This window comes from Pseudomonas sp. TH06 (genome assembly GCF_016651305.1).
Lineage (GTDB): Bacteria > Pseudomonadota > Gammaproteobacteria > Pseudomonadales > Pseudomonadaceae > Aquipseudomonas.
In genome coordinates, this window is the sequence record NZ_JAEKEC010000001.1 from 1,090,249 (window position 1) to 1,108,878 (window position 18,630).

The 18,630-nt window shown below is 59.8% G+C and carries 18 protein-coding genes, 1 tRNA gene and 1 pseudogene; 13 read left to right on the plus strand and 7 right to left on the minus strand.

What is annotated here, in order from left to right:
• Positions 1–46: 46 nt before the first annotated feature.
• From hisF to JFT86_RS04785, 6 genes are all read right to left on the minus strand, one after another.
• Positions 47–817, minus strand: coding sequence for an imidazole glycerol phosphate synthase subunit HisF (gene hisF, locus JFT86_RS04760; RefSeq protein WP_007909211.1), 771 nt, complete (start codon positions 815–817; stop codon positions 47–49).
• Positions 818–826: 9 nt separating this feature from the next.
• Positions 827–1,564, minus strand: a complete 738-nt coding sequence (gene hisA / locus JFT86_RS04765) for a 1-(5-phosphoribosyl)-5-[(5-phosphoribosylamino)methylideneamino]imidazole-4-carboxamide isomerase (protein ID WP_095137961.1) — start codon at positions 1,562–1,564, stop codon at positions 827–829.
• A gap of 42 nt (positions 1,565–1,606) precedes the next feature.
• Positions 1,607–1,864, minus strand: a complete 258-nt coding sequence (locus JFT86_RS04770) for a DUF2164 domain-containing protein (protein WP_103304196.1) — start codon at positions 1,862–1,864, stop codon at positions 1,607–1,609.
• Entirely contained in the window at positions 1,865–2,503 is a 639-nt protein-coding gene (hisH, locus tag JFT86_RS04775; protein ID WP_201235942.1) for an imidazole glycerol phosphate synthase subunit HisH, read from the minus strand.
• On the minus strand, positions 2,503–3,096 hold the full coding sequence (hisB, locus tag JFT86_RS04780; protein WP_007909204.1) for an imidazoleglycerol-phosphate dehydratase HisB: 594 nt from the start codon (positions 3,094–3,096) through the stop codon (positions 2,503–2,505). Before hisB ends, hisH begins: the two co-directional genes overlap by 1 nt.
• Positions 3,097–3,359: 263 nt before the next feature.
• Entirely contained in the window at positions 3,360–5,024 is a 1,665-nt protein-coding gene (locus tag JFT86_RS04785) for an OFA family MFS transporter (protein WP_201235943.1), read from the minus strand.
• 319 nt (positions 5,025–5,343) lie between these two features.
• Between JFT86_RS04785 and JFT86_RS04790 the strand changes: the two genes are divergently transcribed.
• From JFT86_RS04790 to JFT86_RS04840, 12 genes are all read left to right on the plus strand, one after another.
• Positions 5,344–5,748 (plus strand): acetyl-CoA sensor PanZ family protein, encoded by a 405-nt coding sequence (locus tag JFT86_RS04790; protein WP_201235944.1) that lies wholly within the window; start codon positions 5,344–5,346, stop codon positions 5,746–5,748.
• Positions 5,749–5,826: 78 nt separating this feature from the next.
• Entirely contained in the window at positions 5,827–8,049 is a 2,223-nt protein-coding gene (locus JFT86_RS04795; protein WP_201235945.1) for an AsmA family protein, read from the plus strand.
• Positions 8,046–9,113, plus strand: coding sequence for an A/G-specific adenine glycosylase (gene mutY / locus JFT86_RS04800; protein WP_201235946.1), 1,068 nt, complete (start codon positions 8,046–8,048; stop codon positions 9,111–9,113). Before JFT86_RS04795 ends, mutY begins: the two co-directional genes overlap by 4 nt.
• Positions 9,110–9,382: an oxidative damage protection protein gene (locus JFT86_RS04805; protein WP_003220737.1), complete on the plus strand. Its 273-nt coding sequence runs from the start codon at positions 9,110–9,112 to the stop codon at positions 9,380–9,382. The genes mutY and JFT86_RS04805 overlap by 4 nt, the downstream gene beginning before the upstream one ends.
• Positions 9,383–9,485: 103 nt before the next feature.
• Positions 9,486–9,561 (plus strand) — tRNA-Phe (locus JFT86_RS04810).
• A 405-nt stretch (positions 9,562–9,966) separates the two neighbouring features.
• The gene (gene sbnA / locus JFT86_RS29365) at positions 9,967–10,941 is read left to right on the plus strand and encodes a 2,3-diaminopropionate biosynthesis protein SbnA (RefSeq protein WP_242489227.1); all 975 of its coding nucleotides are present in this window, start codon (positions 9,967–9,969) and stop codon (positions 10,939–10,941) included.
• Positions 10,942–10,946: 5 nt separating this feature from the next.
• On the plus strand, positions 10,947–11,978 hold the full coding sequence (sbnB, locus tag JFT86_RS29370) for a 2,3-diaminopropionate biosynthesis protein SbnB (protein WP_242489226.1): 1,032 nt from the start codon (positions 10,947–10,949) through the stop codon (positions 11,976–11,978).
• Entirely contained in the window at positions 11,972–13,747 is a 1,776-nt protein-coding gene (locus JFT86_RS04820; protein ID WP_201231988.1) for an FAD/NAD(P)-binding domain-containing protein, read from the plus strand. The genes sbnB and JFT86_RS04820 overlap by 7 nt, the downstream gene beginning before the upstream one ends.
• The gene (locus tag JFT86_RS04825; protein ID WP_201231987.1) at positions 13,744–14,358 is read left to right on the plus strand and encodes a glutathione S-transferase; all 615 of its coding nucleotides are present in this window, start codon (positions 13,744–13,746) and stop codon (positions 14,356–14,358) included. The genes JFT86_RS04820 and JFT86_RS04825 overlap by 4 nt, the downstream gene beginning before the upstream one ends.
• 17 nt (positions 14,359–14,375) lie before the next feature.
• Positions 14,376–15,800: an L-lactate permease gene (locus JFT86_RS04830; RefSeq protein ID WP_201231986.1), complete on the plus strand. Its 1,425-nt coding sequence runs from the start codon at positions 14,376–14,378 to the stop codon at positions 15,798–15,800.
• A 27-nt stretch (positions 15,801–15,827) separates the two neighbouring features.
• Positions 15,828–17,306: a PLP-dependent aminotransferase family protein gene (locus JFT86_RS04835; RefSeq protein ID WP_201231985.1), complete on the plus strand. Its 1,479-nt coding sequence runs from the start codon at positions 15,828–15,830 to the stop codon at positions 17,304–17,306.
• 29 nt (positions 17,307–17,335) lie between these two features.
• Positions 17,336–17,683 carry a hypothetical protein gene (locus tag JFT86_RS04840; protein ID WP_201231984.1) on the plus strand — a complete coding sequence of 116 codons (348 nt, stop codon included), beginning with the start codon at positions 17,336–17,338 and terminating at the stop codon, positions 17,681–17,683.
• On the opposite strand, the gene JFT86_RS04845 is transcribed toward JFT86_RS04840, so the two are convergent.
• Positions 17,680–18,126, minus strand: a complete 447-nt coding sequence (locus JFT86_RS04845) for a carboxypeptidase regulatory-like domain-containing protein (protein WP_201231983.1) — start codon at positions 18,124–18,126, stop codon at positions 17,680–17,682. The genes JFT86_RS04840 and JFT86_RS04845 overlap by 4 nt on opposite strands.
• Positions 18,127–18,465: 339 nt before the next feature.
• Here JFT86_RS04845 and JFT86_RS04850 point away from each other — a divergent pair.
• A pseudogene (locus JFT86_RS04850) lies at positions 18,466–18,621 on the plus strand (DUF1016 domain-containing protein); the annotation flags it as partial.
• Positions 18,622–18,630 lie beyond the last annotated feature (9 nt).

Here is an 18,630-nt window from a genome sequence, read left to right on the forward strand (position 1 = left end):
CCAAGAGTGCCTTGGGTACGCCATGCTGTCCACTGGCCTGTATCGTTTAGCGCATCACGATGCCGCGTTTGGCCATGTAAGCCTTGGCTTCCTGCACGGTGTATTCGCCGAAGTGGAAAATACTCGCCGCCAACACTGCGCTGGCGTGGCCTTCGAGAATGCCGTCAGCCAGATGCTGCAGATTGCCGACACCGCCGGATGCGATCACCGGTATGCCCAGCGCATCGCTGATGGCACGGGTCACGCCGAGATCGAAACCGTTTTTCATGCCGTCCTGATCCATGCTGGTCAGCAGGATTTCGCCGGCACCGAGGCCTTCCATTTTCTTCGCCCACTCGACCGCATCGAGGCCGGTCGGCTTGCGCCCGCCGTGGGTGAAGATCTCCCAGCGCGGGGTTTCACCCGGGCCGGAGACTTTCTTCGCGTCGATGGCGACGACGATGCATTGCGAGCCGAAATGCTGTGCGGCTTCGCCGACGAATTCCGGATTGAACACCGCGGCGGTGTTGATCGAAACCTTGTCCGCACCGGCATTGAGCAGGTTGCGAATGTCCTGCACGGTGCGCACACCGCCACCGACGGTCAGCGGAATGAACACCTGGCTGGCCATGCGCTCGACGGTATGCAGCGTGGTGTCGCGACCATCGACACTGGCGGTGATGTCGAGAAAGGTAATCTCGTCGGCACCCTGCTCGTCGTAGCGACGGGCGATTTCCACCGGGTCACCGGCGTCGCGGATGTTTTCGAACTTCACACCTTTGACGACTCGGCCGTTGTCCACGTCCAGGCAAGGGATGATGCGTTTGGCCAGCGCCATGGTCAGTCCTCAGCCTTGGTACGAGTCGCAGAAAGCTTGCGCTTCGGCGACGTCGAGAGTGCCTTCGTAGATCGCCCGGCCAGTGATCGCACCGATGATGCCTGGCGCCTTGGCGTCGAGCAGCGACTTGATGTCACCGAGGTTGTGAATGCCGCCGGAAGCGATCACCGGGATCTTCGTTGCAGCGGCCAGCGCAGCGGTGAACGGCACGTTGCAGCCCTGCATCATGCCGTCTTTGGCGATGTCGGTATAAACGATCGAGGACACGCCATCGGCTTCAAACTGCTTGGCCAGATCGATGACCTGCACGGTGCTGATTTCAGCCCAGCCATCGGTGGCGACAAAACCGTCTTTGGCATCCAGACCGACGATGATCTTGCCCGGGAATGCGCGGCAGGCTTCAGCGACGAACGCCGGGTCTTTCACGGCTTTGGTGCCGATGATCACGTAGCTCACGCCAGCCTTGACGTAGTGCTCGATGGTTTCCAGCGAACGGATGCCGCCACCGATCTGGATCGGCAGGTTCGGGTAGCGCTTGGCAATCGCCGTAACCACTTCACCGTTGACCGGCTGACCTTCGAAAGCGCCATTCAGATCGACCAGATGCAGACGACGGCAACCGCCCTCCACCCACTTGGCAGCCATGCTCACCGGGTCATCGGAGAACACCGTGGAATCTTCCATGCGGCCCTGGCGCAGACGTACGCAGGCACCGTCTTTAAGATCGATAGCGGGAATAATCAGCATCTGGCAAACCTTCAAATTTGAATGTTCAGCTTCGCTCGGAAATCAGTTTTTTTCGAGCGCCCACAGGTCGCTTTCGATGCTTTCAAACCGCTCTTTGAGGTGGGTCTGCACATCGAAAATCGCCCTGTTGTAATAGTGCGGAGCAATTTCGCGGGTAAACAGCTCAAGAATTTCCGCCGCTTCAAACGATCCGAGGTCGAGTTCGAAACGATCCTCCATGAAGCGTTTGATCTTGTGATTGGCCTCGCTCTCCTGCTCGGGAGTAAGGGTCAGGATCGGCGGTTTCTTCTTGATCGCCATTTACCAGCGACCGTCCCACGCAGCGAAGTTCTGCAGCAATTGCAGGCCATGGGTATGGCTCTTCTCCGGGTGGAACTGCACGGCGAAACGCGAGCCTTCGGCCAGCGCGGCAGCGAAATCGACGCCGTAATGACCGCCACCCACCACCTGCCGCGCATTCGCGGCGGCGATATAGTAACTGTGCACGAAGTAGAAACGCGCCATGTCCGGAATGTCATGCCACAGCGGGTGGCTGACTTTCTGCTGCACTTCGTTCCAGCCCATGTGCGGGACTTTCAGGTGCTCGCCATCTTCATGCAGGTCTTTGCCGAAGAACTTCACCGCGCCCGGGAACAGGCCGATGCAGTCGACGCCGTCGTTCTCTTCGCTGCTGTCGAGCAAGGCTTGCATGCCGACACAGATGCCGAGGAACGGACGATCCTGGCTGACCTCACGCACCAGCGAGTCGAAACCGAGACGACGGATTTCCGCCATGCAATCGCGAATCGCGCCAACGCCCGGAAAGACCACGCGGTCGGCTTCGCGGATGACATCCGCATCGCTGGTGATCAGCACTTTTCCGGCACCGACGTGCTCCAGAGCCTTGGCCACCGAGTGCAGGTTGCCCATGCCGTAATCGATAACTGCAACCGTCTGCATTACAGAACGCCTTTGGTCGATGGCATTTGCCCGGCCATGCGCTCATCCAGCTCCACAGCCATGCGCAGTGCGCGGCCGAAAGCCTTGAACACGGTTTCGATCTGGTGGTGAGTGTTGGTGCCGCGCAGGTTGTCGATGTGCAGGCTGACCAGCGCGTGGTTGACGAAGCCCTGGAAGAATTCCTGGAACAGATCAACGTCGAAGCCGCCGACGGTGGCGCGGGTGTACGGCACGTGCATCTGCAGGCCTGGACGGCCGGAGAAATCGATCACCACACGCGACAGCGCTTCATCGAGCGGCACGTAGGCGTGGCCGTAGCGACGGATGCCTTTTTTGTCGCCGATGGCTTTGGCGAAGGCCTGGCCGAGAGTGATACCAACGTCTTCCACCGTATGGTGGTCGTCGATATGCAGATCGCCCTTGCATTCAATATCCAGGTCGATCAACCCGTGACGGGCGATCTGATCCAGCATGTGCTCAAGAAAAGGAACACCGATATCGAATCGGGCCTTTCCGGTGCCATCAAGGTTGATCGAGGCTTTGATCTGGGTTTCCAGAGTGTCGCGCTCGACAGAAGCCTTACGTTCGGCCATCACCAGCTCCGCAAAATCATTGGGCGAAAAAGGCAGCCATTATAGGCACGCGGGGCCGAAACAGAAACACGAGACGTGATATCGCAGACGGATAGAACCCCCCGCTGTCGCGGGTAGACATGTCCATACAAGCCATTTCGGTCACCCCGAAACAACTGTAGGAGTGAGCCTGCTCGCGATGAGGGCCTCACAATCAACATTTCTGTGACTGTCAGACCGCTATCGCGAGCAGGCTCACTCCTACAGGGATACTGCGTTTTTACTTAATGAAACAGTACCGCCGTCTTCTGCAGGGTCACCCACACCCCCCACGCCAACGGAATACCCACCACCAGCCACGCAGCCACCGCCAGCGGCTTGCTGCCCGGCGCGGCTTTCCACTCCAGTACGGTGGTCGCGTCAGCACCTTTGTCATGACCCAGTGCCTGTTCGGCCGCCAGTTCGGCGTCGGTCATGAAGTACTTGTCAGCCACTGGGCGCACCAGCATGTTGCAGAGGAAACCCAGCACCAGCAGGCCAGCGAGGATGTACAGGGTGATGTCGTAAGCCGCCGCGCGTTCCACGCCGATGCTCAACTGATACTCACGCAGGTAGTTCACCAGCACCGGACCCAGCACGCCAGCCGCCGCCCACGCCGTCAGCAGACGACCGTGGATCGCGCCGACCATTTGCGTACCGAACAGGTCGGCCAGGTACGCCGGAACCGTCGCAAAACCACCGCCGTACATCGACAGGATGATGCAGAACGCCGCCACGAACAGCGCAACGTTGCCCAGATGACCGAGGTTCGGAATCAACGCGTACAGAGCAAAACCCAGGGCAAAGAACACGAAGTAGGTGTTTTTGCGGCCCAGGTAGTCCGAGAACGACGCCCAGAAGAACCGGCCACCGATATTGAACAGGCTCAGCAGACCGGTGAAACCGGCCGCAATCGCGGCGATCGACGCCAATTGCCCGGCATCCAGTTGACCGAACGGCACGTCAACACCCAGCAGTTTGCCGCCGAACACTTCCTGCAGCAGTGGCGAAGCCATGCCGAGGATGCCGATACCGGCCGACACGTTCAGGCACAGCACCAGCCAGACCAGACGGAATTGCGGGGTTTTCCACGCCACATTCACGTGCACGTGACGGTGAGTGATCATCGAGTTCGAAGCTTTTTTCGCCGGAGCGGTCCAGCCTTCAGGCTTCCAGCCTGTTGGCGGTACGCGGTAAGACAATGCACCGCCGATCATGAACACGAAATAGATCGCGGCCATCACCAGGAAGCTCTGCCATACACCAACGCTGGTTGGCGAAGCGAAGTGGCCCATCAGCGCTGCGGCCAACGGGGCACCGACCATCGCGCCGCCGCCGAAGCCCATGATTGCCATGCCAGTGGCCATGCCGCGCTTGTCCGGGAACCACTTGATCAGGGTCGACACCGGCGAGATATAGCCCAGGCCCAGACCGATACCGCCGATCACGCCGGAGCCGATCCACATCAGCCAGATCTGGTGGGTATAAATGCCCAGCGCCGAGATCAGCAGACCGCCGCACCAGCACAGCGCCGAGACGACACCGGCCTTGCGTGGACCGGCGTGTTCGAGCCAGCCACCCCAGATCGCTGCCGAGCAGCCGAGGAAGATGAAGAACAGGGTGTAGATCCAGCCGAGCATCGAAATCGGCCAGTCGCATTGCGACGAGAACACCTGTGCGATGAAGCTCATGTCCGGCGCGCAAGTCACTGGAGCGGTGATGCCCAGCGCCTTGGACAGCGGCAACCAGAACACCGAGAAACCGTAGGCCATGCCGATGCACAGGTGAATGGCCAGAGCGGCCGGTGGTACCAGCCAGCGGTTGAAACCGGGCTTGGCGATGATGCGTTCCTTGGACAGGAACGCAGGCTGGTCGGCCTTGAGGCCGTCCGCCGTTATGCTCGTGCTCATTGTGTATCCCCCAATTATTAGTATGGTTCGCCAGCCACTGTTCACCCTCGGCCTTTATGCACGCAGGCATGACCGTTTTTCAGGTGAAGCTCCTTGAAGGCGCGACGTTAAGTCGCAGAAGGACGGACGAACCGGCGAAGGTTACCATTTGCACGTGACAGAAAAACCAAACTGATATCACCTTTTTCATGTCATCTGATCTCCTCCACCGGTAGGAGCTGCGGAACGCTGCGATCTTTTGATCCTGTTTCTTACAGTCAACATCAAAAGATCGCAGCCTTCGCCAGCTCCTAAGCAGGGCATTTCCTACGGAGCCACCATGCCAGTCATCGTTCAGACGCTAGAAGACGCCAGTTATCAGGATCAGCAGGATTTGCAGAAGATTTACCGCGATGCGCCCGATTGGCTGTTCGCGCCGTTCTCCGGGGAAGCCGAGCTGATCGAAAGCGCGCTGGCTGACGGCAGTTTTATTGCCGGACGTTTCAATGACCGACTGCTCGGCGCCGCACGCCTGACAAGGCACCACGACGTTTGGCATTTGTCCCATTTATGCGTGCGAAAGGTCACCAGACGCCGAGGTGTTGCCGAGCGGCTGGTGAACCAAGCGCAGAAAATGGCGTCGCAAGCGGGTGCAGAACTGCGCCTGCTGGCACCTGCCGGGCATCTTGAAACCCAGGCAATCGCCGCAAAATTGCAGGTGCCACTGGCGGTGATGGCAACATGACTTCACCCCGGACCGGGCCGTTGCAGCGCTATACTCCCCGGCTAAATTACGAATTCGACTAACTACAAGGACTCGCCCATGAAAGCGTTCGGCAAAATCCTGGGTCTGGTACTTCTCGGGCTGTTGCTGATCATTGTGGCGGCAGGCTTTGCCCTGACCCACCTCTTCGATCCCAACGATTACAAAGACGAGATCCGCCAGATAGCCCGCGACAAGGCCCACATCGAGCTGACGCTCAGTGGCGATATCGGCTGGAGCCTGTTCCCGTGGCTCGGCCTGGAATTGCACGAGGCCAGCGTCGCCACCCTGGTCAAACCTGCCGAACCGTTTGCCGATTTGCAGATGCTCGGCCTGTCCGTGCGTGTGCTGCCGCTGCTGCGCCGCGAAGTGCAGATGAGCGATGTGCGCGTCGAAGGCCTGAACCTGCGCCTGAACCGTGACAAGGACGGCCATGGCAACTGGGAAGACATCGGCAAGGTCCCCGCTCCGGCTGGCGCAACGCCGCCGGCTGCGGCCGGAGAACCGGCCAGCGAAACCACCGCCGCCGTGGAAAAACCACCACAACCGATCCGGCTCGACATCGACAGCCTGACCGTCAACAACGCTCGCGTTGAATACAACGACGAGAAGACCGGCAAGCAGTTCAGCGCCGAGAGCATTCAGTTGAGCACCGGCCCGGTGCACGATTCGACCAATATCCCGGTAAAAGCCACGGCATTCCTCGGCACCAATCAGCCGGTTCTGCGCGTGCGCACCGAGCTCACAGGCGAGCTGCGCATCGAGCGCGCCCTGCAACGCTACAAGTTCGAAGACATGAAGCTGTCCGGCGAACTGGCTGGCGATCCGTTGCAAGGCAAGACCATGACGTTCTCCGCGCAGGGCCAGTTGCTGCTGGATAAAGCTGCGAACGTCGCCGAATGGACAGGCATCAAGATATCCGCCAACCAATTGCGCGCCTTGGGTGAGCTGAAAGCCAACGACCTCGACAAGACCCCACAGATCACCGGCGGCGTCTCCATCGCCCAATTCGATCTGGCTAAATTCGTCGACAGCATCGGCCAGAAACTTCCGGCCATGGCCGAAGGCAGCCTGAGCAAGGTCGAACTGGTCAGCCGCGTTGCCGCCACGCCAACCAGCGTTGCCTTCGACAACATCAACCTGAAACTCGACGACAGCAGCTTCAGCGGCCGCATCGCCGTCGAAGACTTCGCCAAACAATCGCTGCGGGCGATCCTCAAGGCAGACACCTTCAACGTCGACCGCTACCTGCCGCCGAAATCAGAAAAAGCCACCAGCGCCACGCAAGTGCGTCAGGCCGAGGTCGCCAGCACCGAAGCCGATGCCATGGCCGGCGCAGGCTCCACGCCTTTGCCGGACAAGCCGAGCAAAAGCGCCTGGAGCACCGATCGCCTCCTGCCGATTGAACGCCTGGCCAAACTCGATGTGGATGCCGACCTGACTTTCGGCCAACTGACCCTCGACAAATTGCCGATCCAGAACGCCGCACTCAAAGCCACCGGCCAGGGCGGCCTGCTGACCCTCAGCAACCTGAGCGGCGAACTGTACAACGGCAACTTCGAGGCCAAAGGCACCCTCGACGTACGCCAAAGCACGCCAGTGCTGAATCTGCAGACGAAGATCAACCGCGTTCCGGCGGAAAAAATCCTCGAAAGCCAGGGCAAGAATCCGCCAGTCAAAGGCCTGGTGACCCTCACCAGTAACGTCACCGGCAGCGGCAACAGCCAACAGGCACTGATCGAAACCCTCAACGGCAACGCCAGTTTCGTGATCAACAACGGCGTGCTACTCAACGCCAACCTTGAACAGCAACTGTGCAAAGGCATCGCCACGCTCAACCGCAAAACCCTCAGCGGCGAGCCACGGGGCAAGGACACGCCGTTCCAGGAACTCAAGGGCAACCTGACCTTCCGTAACGGCATCGCCAGCAACCCGGACCTGAAAGTGCGCATCCCGGGCATGACCGTCAACGGTGACGGCGATATCGACCTGCGTGTGCTGGGCATGGACTATCGCGTCGGCATCATCGTCGAAGGCGACACCAGCGCCATGCCGGACCCGGCCTGTCAGGTCGGCGAAAAATTCGTCGGCATCGAGTGGCCGCTGCGCTGCCGTGGCCCGCTGGAACTGGGCGCCAAGGCCTGCCGTGTCGATAACGATCGTCTCGGTCAGGTCGCGACCAAACTGGCCGGTGACAAGCTCAGTGAAAAAATCGACGAGAAACTTGGCGACAAGGTCAGTCCGGAATTGAAAAACGCATTGAAGGGGCTGTTCAAGCGATGAGAGCGGAGCAGTTTTCAGAAGCGGTGCTGGAGTGGTTCGACCGCCACGGCCGCCATGATTTGCCTTGGCAGCAAGACATCAATCCGTATCGGGTGTGGGTGTCGGAGATCATGTTGCAACAGACGCAAGTCAGCACCGTGCTCAACTATTTCGACCGCTTCATGGCCGCGCTGCCGACGGTCGAAGCGCTGGCCGAAGCGCCGGAAGACGAAGTGCTGCACCTGTGGACGGGCCTGGGTTACTACACCCGCGCGCGCAATTTGCAGAAGACCGCGAAAATCGTCGTCAGCCAGTACGGTGGCGAGTTTCCGCGTGACGTCGAAAAACTTACGGATCTGCCGGGCATTGGCCTGTCCACCGCTGGCGCCATCGCCAGTATCAGCATGGGCCTGCGCGCGCCGATCCTCGACGGCAACGTCAAACGCGTTCTTGCGCGTTTTACCGCGCAAGAGGGCTACCCCGGCGAGCCGAAGGTCGCCAAACAGCTGTGGGCCAACGCTGAGCGCTTTACGCCGCATGATCGGGTCAACGCCTACACCCAGGCGATGATGGATCTCGGCGCCACACTCTGCACACGTAGCAAGCCGAGTTGCCTGCTGTGTCCGCTGGAGCGTGGCTGCGAAGCGCACATGCTCGGCCTGGAGACTCGCTACCCGATTCCCAAGCCGCGCAAAGCCATTCCGCAGAAGCGCACGCTGATGCCGATGCTCGCCAATGCCGAAGGCGCAATTCTGCTGTATCGCCGTCCGTCGACGGGCCTGTGGGGCGGTTTGTGGAGCCTGCCGGAACTCGACGACCTCGACGACCTGCAACATCTGGCCGATCAGCACTCGCTGACGATGGGCGAGCAGCAGGCACTGCCAAGCCTTGTCCACACGTTCAGCCATTTCCAGCTGTCCATCGAACCCTGGCTGGTTCAGGTGCAGGAGGCCAGCCATCACGTGGCCGAGGCCGACTGGCTCTGGTATAACCTCGCCACCCCGCCGCGCCTGGGCCTCGCCGCCCCGGTCAAAACCTTGCTCGAACGCGCGGCTGCCGTATTGAATGCAGGAGAGTCACCATGACCCGCACCATCATGTGCCGTAAGTACAAAGAAGAATTGCCCGCTCTGGAACGCGCTCCTTTCCCGGGCGCAAAAGGTCAGGATATTTTTGATCACGTCTCGGCCAAGGCCTGGGCCGACTGGCAGAAACACCAGACCCTGCTGATCAACGAAAAGCGCCTGAACATGATGAACGCCGAAGATCGCAAATATCTTCAGGGCGAGATGGACAAGTACTTCTCCGGCGAGGATTACGCCAAGGCCGAAGGCTACGTTCCGCCTGCCGAGTAAACCCGCAAAATCGGGGGTCGGATCGTAAGCGACGGAATTAATTTAAGAAATTTTAAAAAAGTCGTTGACGTAAATCCGAAAAACCCTTTTAATGCGCCCCGTTGCCCAGATAGCTCAGTCGGTAGAGCAGGGGATTGAAAATCCCCGTGTCGGCGGTTCGATTCCGTCTCTGGGCACCAAATACCGAAAACCCTGAATCGCAAGATTCAGGGTTTTTTTATGCCTGCGATTTGATCACGCCTCCCCCGCCGCTCTTTTTCTCCATACACCCAACCTCGGGTGTACTGGAAAAAACCCGAAATCTGTATCTCTCCCCATGTAGGAAATTTCGCCAGTATTTCTCCAAGCCTTGGCGAGCCAATGACTGGCTCTACTTTGCGCCCCGCAACACTCTCGACCCTTAGGTCGTCAGAGCGCAAAACCTGATTTTTTGAATAGATCGGCGTTCACCGCAAGGTCACTTCCTGTCCAGCTAAAAAATCTAAAAAAACCAAACAGGCGAACTGCATTTACTGCTTTTCAAACATTCCAGGATGAGTGCTGGCGCCCCCGTGCGCCCGGCAAAAGAGCGAAACGGACGACGTATGATCAAGCAACTTATCAATGAAGATAGTTACGTACAGATCGGAGAACTTTGCAGTGCAAGGATCCAACTGAAAATCGAAGGACTGAATCCTGCCGGATCGATCAAGCTCAAAACCGCACACGCGCTGATTACCGATCTGGAGAACCAGGGGCGGATTTCCCACAAGACTCGTCTGGTGGAGTCTTCGTCGGGGAATCTGGGGGTTGCGCTGGCCATGGTCTGCGCCGCCAAGGGTTACAAGTTTGTCTGTGTGATTGACCCGAACATCTCTGCGCCGAACAGGAAGCTCATGCAGGCACTCGGCGCCGAGATGATCATGGTTGATCAGCGTGACGAAAATGGCGGCTACCTTAATTCGCGTATTCGTTTGATTGAGCAGTTGGTCGCGGAGAACCCGGACTACATCTGGCTCAATCAGTACAAGAATCCGACCAATCCTCTCGCCCACTATCAAGCGACTGCCAAGTCCATCGCCCACAAGTTTCCCCATGTCGATTACTTGTTTGTGGGCGCTGGCACCACCGGCACGCTGATGGGCTGCAAGAACTACTTCGCCGAACATCATCCACAAACCAAAGTCATCGCTGTCGATACCGTCGGCTCGGTCACGTTCGGCCTGCCGGGTGGCACGCGACATATTCCGGGGCTGGGCACCAGCCGTCTGCCGGAGATTTTCGAGGCGTCCGGGATTCACGACTTCCTGTCGATCCCAGAGGAACAGACGATCAAGGTCTGCCGCTGGCTGGCGCAACGCTACGGTCTGCTTTTCGGCGGTTCCACCGGCACTGTCCTCGCGGGCATCCAGCAATGGGCGCCGCACATCCGTCCCGACGACGTCGTCGTGGCGATCTCGCCTGACATGGGTGAGCGCTACCTCGAAACCATCTATTCCGACGACTGGGTCACCCAGCGTATCGGCGCATCGGCGTTGCAACCCCTTTTCCCAGAAATCGCTCTGGCACTTTCGGCGTAATCCCCATGACCACACAGAACCCGATCCAACCGTTCCACGTCATTCCCGGCGCAGTCGTCAAGGACATCCTCAACGGCCTTCGTCAGGAAGCCATCGAGATCGTCGCGCAGACTTACCTGACCCACGAACGTGGCGAGACGGTTAACCCCGACAGTTACTTCCTGCGCTTTCCGGCGGAACCGGCAAACCGGATCATTGCGTTGCCGGCGGCCATCGTCGACAGCGAGGGCGATCAGTCCGTTTCCGGGATCAAGTGGATTGCCAGTTATCCCGACAACATCAAGTCGGGCATCCCGCGCGCCTCGGCAGTGCTGATCCTTAACGATCCGGAGACCGGTTATCCCTATTCGCTGCTGGAAGGCGCGCTGATCAGTGCCGTGCGTACGGCCGCCTCGGCGGTGCTCGGCGCCTGGTGGCTGAATGGCCAACGCAAAAGCGCACCAAGACTGTCGATCATTGGGGGCGGGGTGATTTCGAGAAACATCCTTGAAACGTTTATCGCCGATGACTGGTCGTTCGACAGCGTGGGGATTCACGATCTCAACGCCGAATCTGCTCAAGCGCTGGCGGCATTCGGCAAACAGCTCGGGGTTCCGGATGTGCAGCTGCTGTCGCTGCAAGATGCACTCACCGCCGACATCGTGGTGTTCGCCACCAGCGCCGGCGAACCCTACGTCAAAGGTAGCGGTACATTCCGTCCGGGGCAGATCGTGCTGAACATCTCGTTGCGGGATATCGGCGCAGAAATCATCGAAGAAAGTTACAACTACTTCGACGATGTGACCCATTGCCTGAAGGCCAATACCTCGCCGCATCTGGCCGAGCAGAAGTACGGTCATCGCAACTTCGTCACCGGCACGGTGGCGCAATTGATTCGCGGCGATCTGCAAGTTGCCACAGACAAACCGCTGATCTATTCGCCATTCGGCATGGGTATCCTCGATCTGGCGATTGGCCGGATGATCCATGACATCGCCGTCAAGGATGGCTCGGCGGTCGCCATCCCCTCCTTCTTCGGAGAGGAGCGCAGATGGTGAAGGCGCCTTTGAACATCGGTCTGGTGGGCTGCGGTTCGCGCGGGCTGTCGATTTTCGAACGCCTGCTGAGTCTCACCGAAGAGCGCCCGGAGCAACCGGTTGTCATCGATATTTTCGAGCCCAATGTGTTCGGTAGCGGTGCGCACTGGCCGGATCAACCGAATTACCTGTTGCTCAATACTGTCGCCGGTCAGCTCGGGGTATTCCCCGACGCGGCGGCGTTTGGAAACCTGGCGGATGCGCGCGAAAGGCCGGGCGCAGACTTCCTGACGTGGTGCCGTGAGCAGCGCATCAAGGTCGATCCGGACAGCGGCTTGCTCGCCGCCGATGGACGCGATGTCGAAGCGCAGGATTTTTTGCCGCGTCATCTGCTCGGCGCTTATCTGGCGGATGCCTTTGCGCAAATCCTCGCTACGGCACCGAGCTGGGTCAGCGTGAATCTTCACCAGCAAGCTGTCACGGCGGTCGAGAGCAATGAGGCTCAGCAGTACGTTCTACACACCGCATCAGGCGAGGCGGTGACGGTGGATCGGCTGATCCTGACGGTCGGCCATACCGGTCGCCTGCGCCTGGCTGATCGCAACCGCATCGAGGACGTCTATCCGCTGCCTGGCAGCCTCGACACCATCGAACCCGGCGAAACCGTGCTGATTGAAGGGCTGGGCCTCGGCGCGATGGACACCCTGGCGGCGCTCACTTCTGGCCGGGGCGGTCATTACAAGCGCATGGCCGACGCCAGTCACGCCTATCAACCGTCAGGTCGCGAACCGGTGATCTTTATCCAGTCGCGCGACGGCCTGCCTTTCCGCACACGTCCCAACGGCCTGATCGAGTACCCCCGTCATGAAGCTGTGCTGCTCACCAGTGCGCGCATCGAGTCCTTGCGAGCCAATGCACCGAACCGGCAGCTGGATTTCGAGCAAGACATCCTGCCGTTGATGCTGCTGGAGATGCGTGCGGCGGCCGTCGCCGTTGCGCATGCAGAACCGACGCAGGCACTCGACCAACTCAGGAACGTCAGTGTTGCCGGGCCTGCCGGTGTTGTCGCCTGCGAAGCATTGCTGCGTGATTACGAAGCCACCGGCGGCGCGATCAATCCGCAGGCGTTGATCTGGCATGCACTGCCGGACAATGTCACACCGCACAACTATCACGCCTGGATCTACGACACGCTCGAAGCCGACTTGCACGAGTCGCGGCTGGGCCGTGGTGAGTCGGCGATCAAAGCGGCCATCGAAGTCTGGCGCGATCTGCGTGACCGACTGCGTGAAGCGGTCGACTTCGACGGGCTGACCGACGCCTCGCATCGGCAGTTCTATGGTCGTTGGCACAAGGCGATCAACCGCCTCGTCGCCGGTCCGCAAAAAGAGCGCCACGCCGACCTGCTGGCCCTGTGTGACGCCGGCCTGCTGACATTCCTCAAGCCGGGCTCTCGACCAGCGATCGACAACTACAAGCGTGTCGCCGGCTATGTCCAGAGCAGCGGCGTGACCAACAGCGACTGCGCACCGGTACGCGATCTCGCGCGCCTCGGGCTGATCCGCCCGCGTACCGACGTGCCGGGCATCGACGGCATCGACGTCGACGCGGCGTGTCATCCCAAGTCGAACGCAGGCGAACCCGTGCGCAACCTCTGGGTACTTGGCCCGCTCGCCGAAGGTTCTTGCTACTACAACCACTACGTCACGTCGGCGGGTGCGCCCTCGCGCCTGTTCATGGACGCCCATCGAGCCGCCACTGCAATTCTTGAGGCAGGTACTCCAGCATGAAACTTTTCTACCAGACGCATTCACCCTACGCCCGCAAAGTGCTGGTGCTTGCCCACGAACTCAGGATCGCTTCGAGCCTGGAAGTCATCCACCACGAAACCAGCCCGACATCGCCGAACGAGGTCATCTACAAGGCCAACCCGTTGGGCAAGGTGCCGGTGCTGATCCTCCCCGACGATAGCGCGCTATTCGACTCCATCGTGATTTGCGAGTACCTCGACGATCTGAGCAACGGCCTGAAATTCATTCCGGCCAGCGGCCCCGAGCGCTACAAGGCCTTGCGTCTGCAGGCCTTGGCGCAGGGCATGTGCGATGTTGGCATCAAGCTGCGCTGGGAAGTCGAGCGTCGTCCGCAAGCCTTGCGCTATCCGGCCTACGCCGAGGGTCAGGCGTTCAAACTCAAAGAGGCTTATCGCTTTATTGAAGAGCACGTCGACCTCAATGGTCCGATCACCCTTGGCCACATCGCCCTGGCGACCGCGCTCGACTGGATCGCCTTTCGCCAGCTATCGGACTTTTCCGCTCAGACACGCCTGACCGAGTGGTATCAGACTTTTTGTGAGCGTCCGTCCATGCGGGCGACCGAGTACAGCGGGCAGACTCACGATTAAGTTAAGGAAAACTGTGTATGAGCTCTCTCTTGTTGCAAATGTCACCGATCGCGCTGGTGATCGCGCTGATCCTGATCGTCCGCCGGCCGCCGGTTCAAGCCGCGCTGGCAGGCGTGGTGCTGGTGCTGGTGCTGTGGGCACTGGGCGCTGCCGGACCGGTGTCGGCGGCGATCAGCTCGGCGATTTTTCAGGACACCGCGATCCTGTTTCTCAGCACCGCGTGCGTGATCGTGCCGGGGCTGGCCTTCGTCATCCTGGTCGAACGCGGTGGCGCGCCGCAAGCCATTGGCGCCTGGGTCAAGGAGCTGGGCTGGACACCGCCGGCGCAAGTCATCTTCATCGTGCTGGGCCTGGCGCCGCTGCTTGAAGCGATGACCGGTTTCGGCGTCTCGCTGATCGCCACTGTGCCATTGTTGATGGGCCTGTTCACGCGTCAGTCGGGGATGAAAATCGCGCTGGCCGGCATGGTCATCATGCCGTGGGGCACCTTGGGCCTGGCCACGGTGATCGGCGCGCTGCTGGCGCACCTGCCGGCAGAAACCCTCGGCAGCCATTCGGCGCTGATCAGTGCGCCGGTGTTCCTCTGCCTCGCCGCGATTGCCATGTGGCAGGGCGGCATCCGTTCGGTTTCACCGTGGATCGGACTGGTCGTGGTAACGGCGCTGTTCGTTGCGGTGCTGTTCTCCATCAACCTGTGGATCGGCCCGGAAGTGTCCGGCGTGCTGGCGGGTCTTGCCGTGGCCTGCGTAGGTCTGGGCATTTCCTACGCGCAACGGAAAAAACTGGTGCGCTGGCCGAATGCGGCGTGGCCTTACCTCGCTCTGCTGGGGGTGATCGTGGCATCGCGTGGCTTGTTTGTTCTGTCAGGCTGGGATGCGCTGTGGATCGTCAAAGGCGAGCACGTTTCGTGGAAGCCATTGGCATCCCCGGGGCTGGCGCTGCTGATCGTCACCCTGCTGATGGCGATCAAACAAAGCGCTGCAACGGGGTTCCCGTGGCGCGCACTGTTCAACCGGGCGAAGTTTCCGGTCACGACGATTTTCCTGTTTCTGCTGCTGTCCCAGGTGATGGTCAACGCCGGATTTCTGGTTGAAGCACAGCGCACGCTGCAATCGTTGTCGGGGATTTCCCTGGCGCCGACCATCGCGTTGCTGGCGGGTATCGCCGGTTATGTCACCGGCTCCAATGTCGGCGGCAACACCCTCGTGATGCCGTCCATTGCCGCACTGAGCAGTGAACACGGGGCGTGGCTGGCGGCGATGGTCAATAGTGCCGCCGGACACGGGGCGCTGGGGTCGCTGTCGATTCTGTCGCTGATCATCGGGCTGGCGGGCGCCAACCGGCAGGAAGAAAACAACCTGATTCGATTCGCCTTCGGACTGGTTGCCCTCAACATCGTCATAGTTGCTGCAACGGGAATCGTTTTGCTCTACTTTCTCTGAATTGTTTCGAGACATAACAGAGAACTTATGGACAGGTTTGATTTACCGGACAAGCGCTGGCGGATAGTCAAGGACTGGATTATTCGTCAGATCGAAAGTGGAGAGTGGGCAGCCTCGGCAAAACTGCCCTCGATCCGCACCCTGGCGAGAATGTTTGAAACCAGCATCACCACCGTGCAGCGCGCGCTGGCAGATCTGGAGGCCGATGCTTATGTCTCGACCAAACCCCGCATCGGCTATTTCGTTTCGGCCTCGGGACAGGCAAAACCCGCCAGCGGTTTCGATTTCTCCAGTGTCACCGTCAACGTCAATCATGCGGTGGTGGCGATGCTCTCCGAGGCGGCTTCGCGCACCACCGCATCGTTGAACTCCGCCGTCCTGCACAGCGATCTCACACCCAATGTGCTGCTCAACAAATGCCTTTCGGTGCTGGCCGGCAAGGCTGACAACTCGCTGACCGGTCTGGTCGCCCCGCCGGGTTTGCCGGCACTGCGACGACGCATCGCCGGGCTGATGCTGACGCGCGGCGTGGTCTGCGGGCCGGACGATATTCTGGTGACCTCGGGCGACACGATAGCCCTCGAACTGGCTCTGGAAGCCGTTGCATCGCGAGGCGCTACGGTCGCCATCGAAACCCCGACCTATTACGGCATCCTGCAGACCATCGAACGCCTGGGCATGCGTGCCTTGCCGATCCGTACGCACGGCAAACTGGGCCTCGACGTCGATCACCTCGAAGAAGCGTTGAAGCTGAAAAAAGTCTCGGTGATCTTTCTCAACCCAACCCTGCAAAATCCCCGTGGTTTCGTCATGCCCGATGAAACCCGTGCCCGACTCTCACAGATGGCCCGTGAAGCGGACGTGCCGATTATCGAGGACGACATCTTCTTCGATCTGGTGCCGGAAACCGAACGCCCGCGCGCCATCAAGAGCTACGACACCACCGGGCAGACGATTTATTGCTCGTCATTCTCCAAGACCATCGCTCCCGGCTATCGCGTCGGCTGGTGTCTGGCCGGCAAGTACCGCAACGCAATTCTGGCGCAAATGTTTTCGCGCAATCTGGCGGTGTCCAGCCTTGCGCAAAATGTCCTCAACGAATTCATCGGGCGCGGTTACATGGATGAGCACTGCGCCAGACTCAGGTCGCAACTGTCATCGCTGGCAAGTTTTGTCGAGGGGCTGGTGCGCACGGACTTCCCTGTGGGAACCGTTTATGTGCCACCGCGTGGCGGATTCATTCACTGGATCGAAATGCCCGCGCACACAGATATGCCGACCCTGCAAGCGTTGGCCACCGAGCGTGGATGCCATGTGGCCGGCAGCGAAATTTTCTTCGCCGACGGGCAGGCGACTACGGGTGTGCGCATCTGCTTGGGTACAGCGCTGACCCCAGGCGTGATCGAGATCCTGAAAGTGATTGCCGAGTGCGCGCACCTCGCCGGGCGACCGTCGCCTGTGCCACAGACACTGATTGAGCGACAGGAAGAACCGGCGGCTTCCTGACCGCGAAAGGATGTTCGCAGAGCCAACTCATGAACCAGAAAAGAACCCGCATCCCCCTGCCCCATCCGCCGCCGTATCGCCAGAGCCGCCTGTCGATGTGCCTGACGATTCTGTTCAGCGTGCTTCTGGTATGTCTCGGCGGGATGCTCTGCTACCTGATATTCGATGGGTTGGTACAGGGCTCCATCACCATGATCACCCGTGGCGGCCCGGCCAGAACCTATACCCTCGCCGCCCAACCGCGCCTGTATTGGTTCCAGATTGTCTGGCATGGATGCTTCGCTCTGCTGTTACTGGCCGCAGGGCCGGGATGGTACTGGGTCAATCGTATATCCCGGCCTGCAACCCAGCCAAAGCGCAAAACCAAAACCCGCTAGCTGTTGTCGTTCCAGTGGAACACCAGATTGCGTGCAGCACCGCCGCCAACATCCGTAACATCCTGTCGTGGCTCGCCTTTGCGCGTGGCCACGACGGTGTATTTGCCGGGAGGCAATTGCACGTACACCAGTGGGCCCGTCTGATTCAGCGTCAGCACGGTTTGCCCCGTCTTTTGAATCGTCACATCGACGTCGGCGGTGTACTCGTCTTGCGCGCCGACCGCAAACGTCATGTGCAGGTTGTAACCGCTGGATTGCTGAATGGCTTTCGCCTCATCCTCTCCGATCCCGCCGGCCAGATATCGGGTGCCGTTTTGCTGTTGTTGCTGCACTTGCACACCTGCACTGTTGATCGGCTCAAGACTGGCTGCCTGCAGCATCACCGGAAACAACAGGGCGGCGACTGCGGCGACGGACAGTACAAATGAAAAAACGCGTTTCATGATGGCGACTCCCGGGCTCTCGTGGAGCCCAACCGTTACCTTTCATTGGATCGGCTGCAGACAGGTCGCGTTTTAGAATGATTTGAACTTGGGTCGTGTACGAAACGGACTACAGACCGAAGCCACCGAAAGCACCCTTTCCCAGCAACGTCCTGCAACACCGATCCCGTCTTCCTGCTGACTTCACAGGCTCGCCTGACATCCTTGGCCAGCGACTGTTGGCAATCTTGTGTTCCTGTTTCCAACGACGTGGAAGACCTGATGAGCCCGCTGAAACCTGCTGACACGCAAGACCCGAAAATCGATTCATTGCTGGGGGAGCTTGGCGAGTTGACTCGCCAAGCACAGAAAAAAGTTTCAATACTCAAAGGCAATGAGCAACTGTTCGCCAGTAGTTACAAAACGGTACTGCCAAGTGTGGAAGAACTACGAGCGGAGTTGCAAAAAGAGCAGGCACTGATCGAGGAGCGCTTGCTCACCGAGTCCACAGAATAAGCGCTGCGG

Coding starts and splice junctions, on each gene's coding strand:
- JFT86_RS04785 (WP_201235943.1), bottom strand. CDS start 5,024: ATGAGCACGAGCATAACGGCGGACGGCCTCAAGGCCGACCAGCCTGCG.
- JFT86_RS04845 (WP_201231983.1), bottom strand. CDS start 18,126: ATGAAACGCGTTTTTTCATTTGTACTGTCCGTCGCCGCAGTCGCCGCC.
- JFT86_RS04805 (WP_003220737.1), top strand. CDS start 9,110: ATGACCCGCACCATCATGTGCCGTAAGTACAAAGAAGAATTGCCCGCT.
- JFT86_RS04830 (WP_201231986.1), top strand. CDS start 14,376: ATGAGCTCTCTCTTGTTGCAAATGTCACCGATCGCGCTGGTGATCGCG.
- JFT86_RS04835 (WP_201231985.1), top strand. CDS start 15,828: ATGGACAGGTTTGATTTACCGGACAAGCGCTGGCGGATAGTCAAGGAC.
- sbnB (WP_242489226.1), top strand. CDS start 10,947: ATGACCACACAGAACCCGATCCAACCGTTCCACGTCATTCCCGGCGCA.
- JFT86_RS04770 (WP_103304196.1), bottom strand. CDS start 1,864: ATGGCGATCAAGAAGAAACCGCCGATCCTGACCCTTACTCCCGAGCAG.
- mutY (WP_201235946.1), top strand. CDS start 8,046: ATGAGAGCGGAGCAGTTTTCAGAAGCGGTGCTGGAGTGGTTCGACCGC.
- hisF (WP_007909211.1), bottom strand. CDS start 817: ATGGCGCTGGCCAAACGCATCATCCCTTGCCTGGACGTGGACAACGGC.
- hisB (WP_007909204.1), bottom strand. CDS start 3,096: ATGGCCGAACGTAAGGCTTCTGTCGAGCGCGACACTCTGGAAACCCAG.
- JFT86_RS04840 (WP_201231984.1), top strand. CDS start 17,336: ATGAACCAGAAAAGAACCCGCATCCCCCTGCCCCATCCGCCGCCGTAT.
- sbnA (WP_242489227.1), top strand. CDS start 9,967: ATGATCAAGCAACTTATCAATGAAGATAGTTACGTACAGATCGGAGAA.
- hisH (WP_201235942.1), bottom strand. CDS start 2,503: ATGCAGACGGTTGCAGTTATCGATTACGGCATGGGCAACCTGCACTCG.
- JFT86_RS04795 (WP_201235945.1), top strand. CDS start 5,827: ATGAAAGCGTTCGGCAAAATCCTGGGTCTGGTACTTCTCGGGCTGTTG.
- JFT86_RS04790 (WP_201235944.1), top strand. CDS start 5,344: ATGCCAGTCATCGTTCAGACGCTAGAAGACGCCAGTTATCAGGATCAG.
- JFT86_RS04820 (WP_201231988.1), top strand. CDS start 11,972: ATGGTGAAGGCGCCTTTGAACATCGGTCTGGTGGGCTGCGGTTCGCGC.
- hisA (WP_095137961.1), bottom strand. CDS start 1,564: ATGCTGATTATTCCCGCTATCGATCTTAAAGACGGTGCCTGCGTACGT.
- JFT86_RS04825 (WP_201231987.1), top strand. CDS start 13,744: ATGAAACTTTTCTACCAGACGCATTCACCCTACGCCCGCAAAGTGCTG.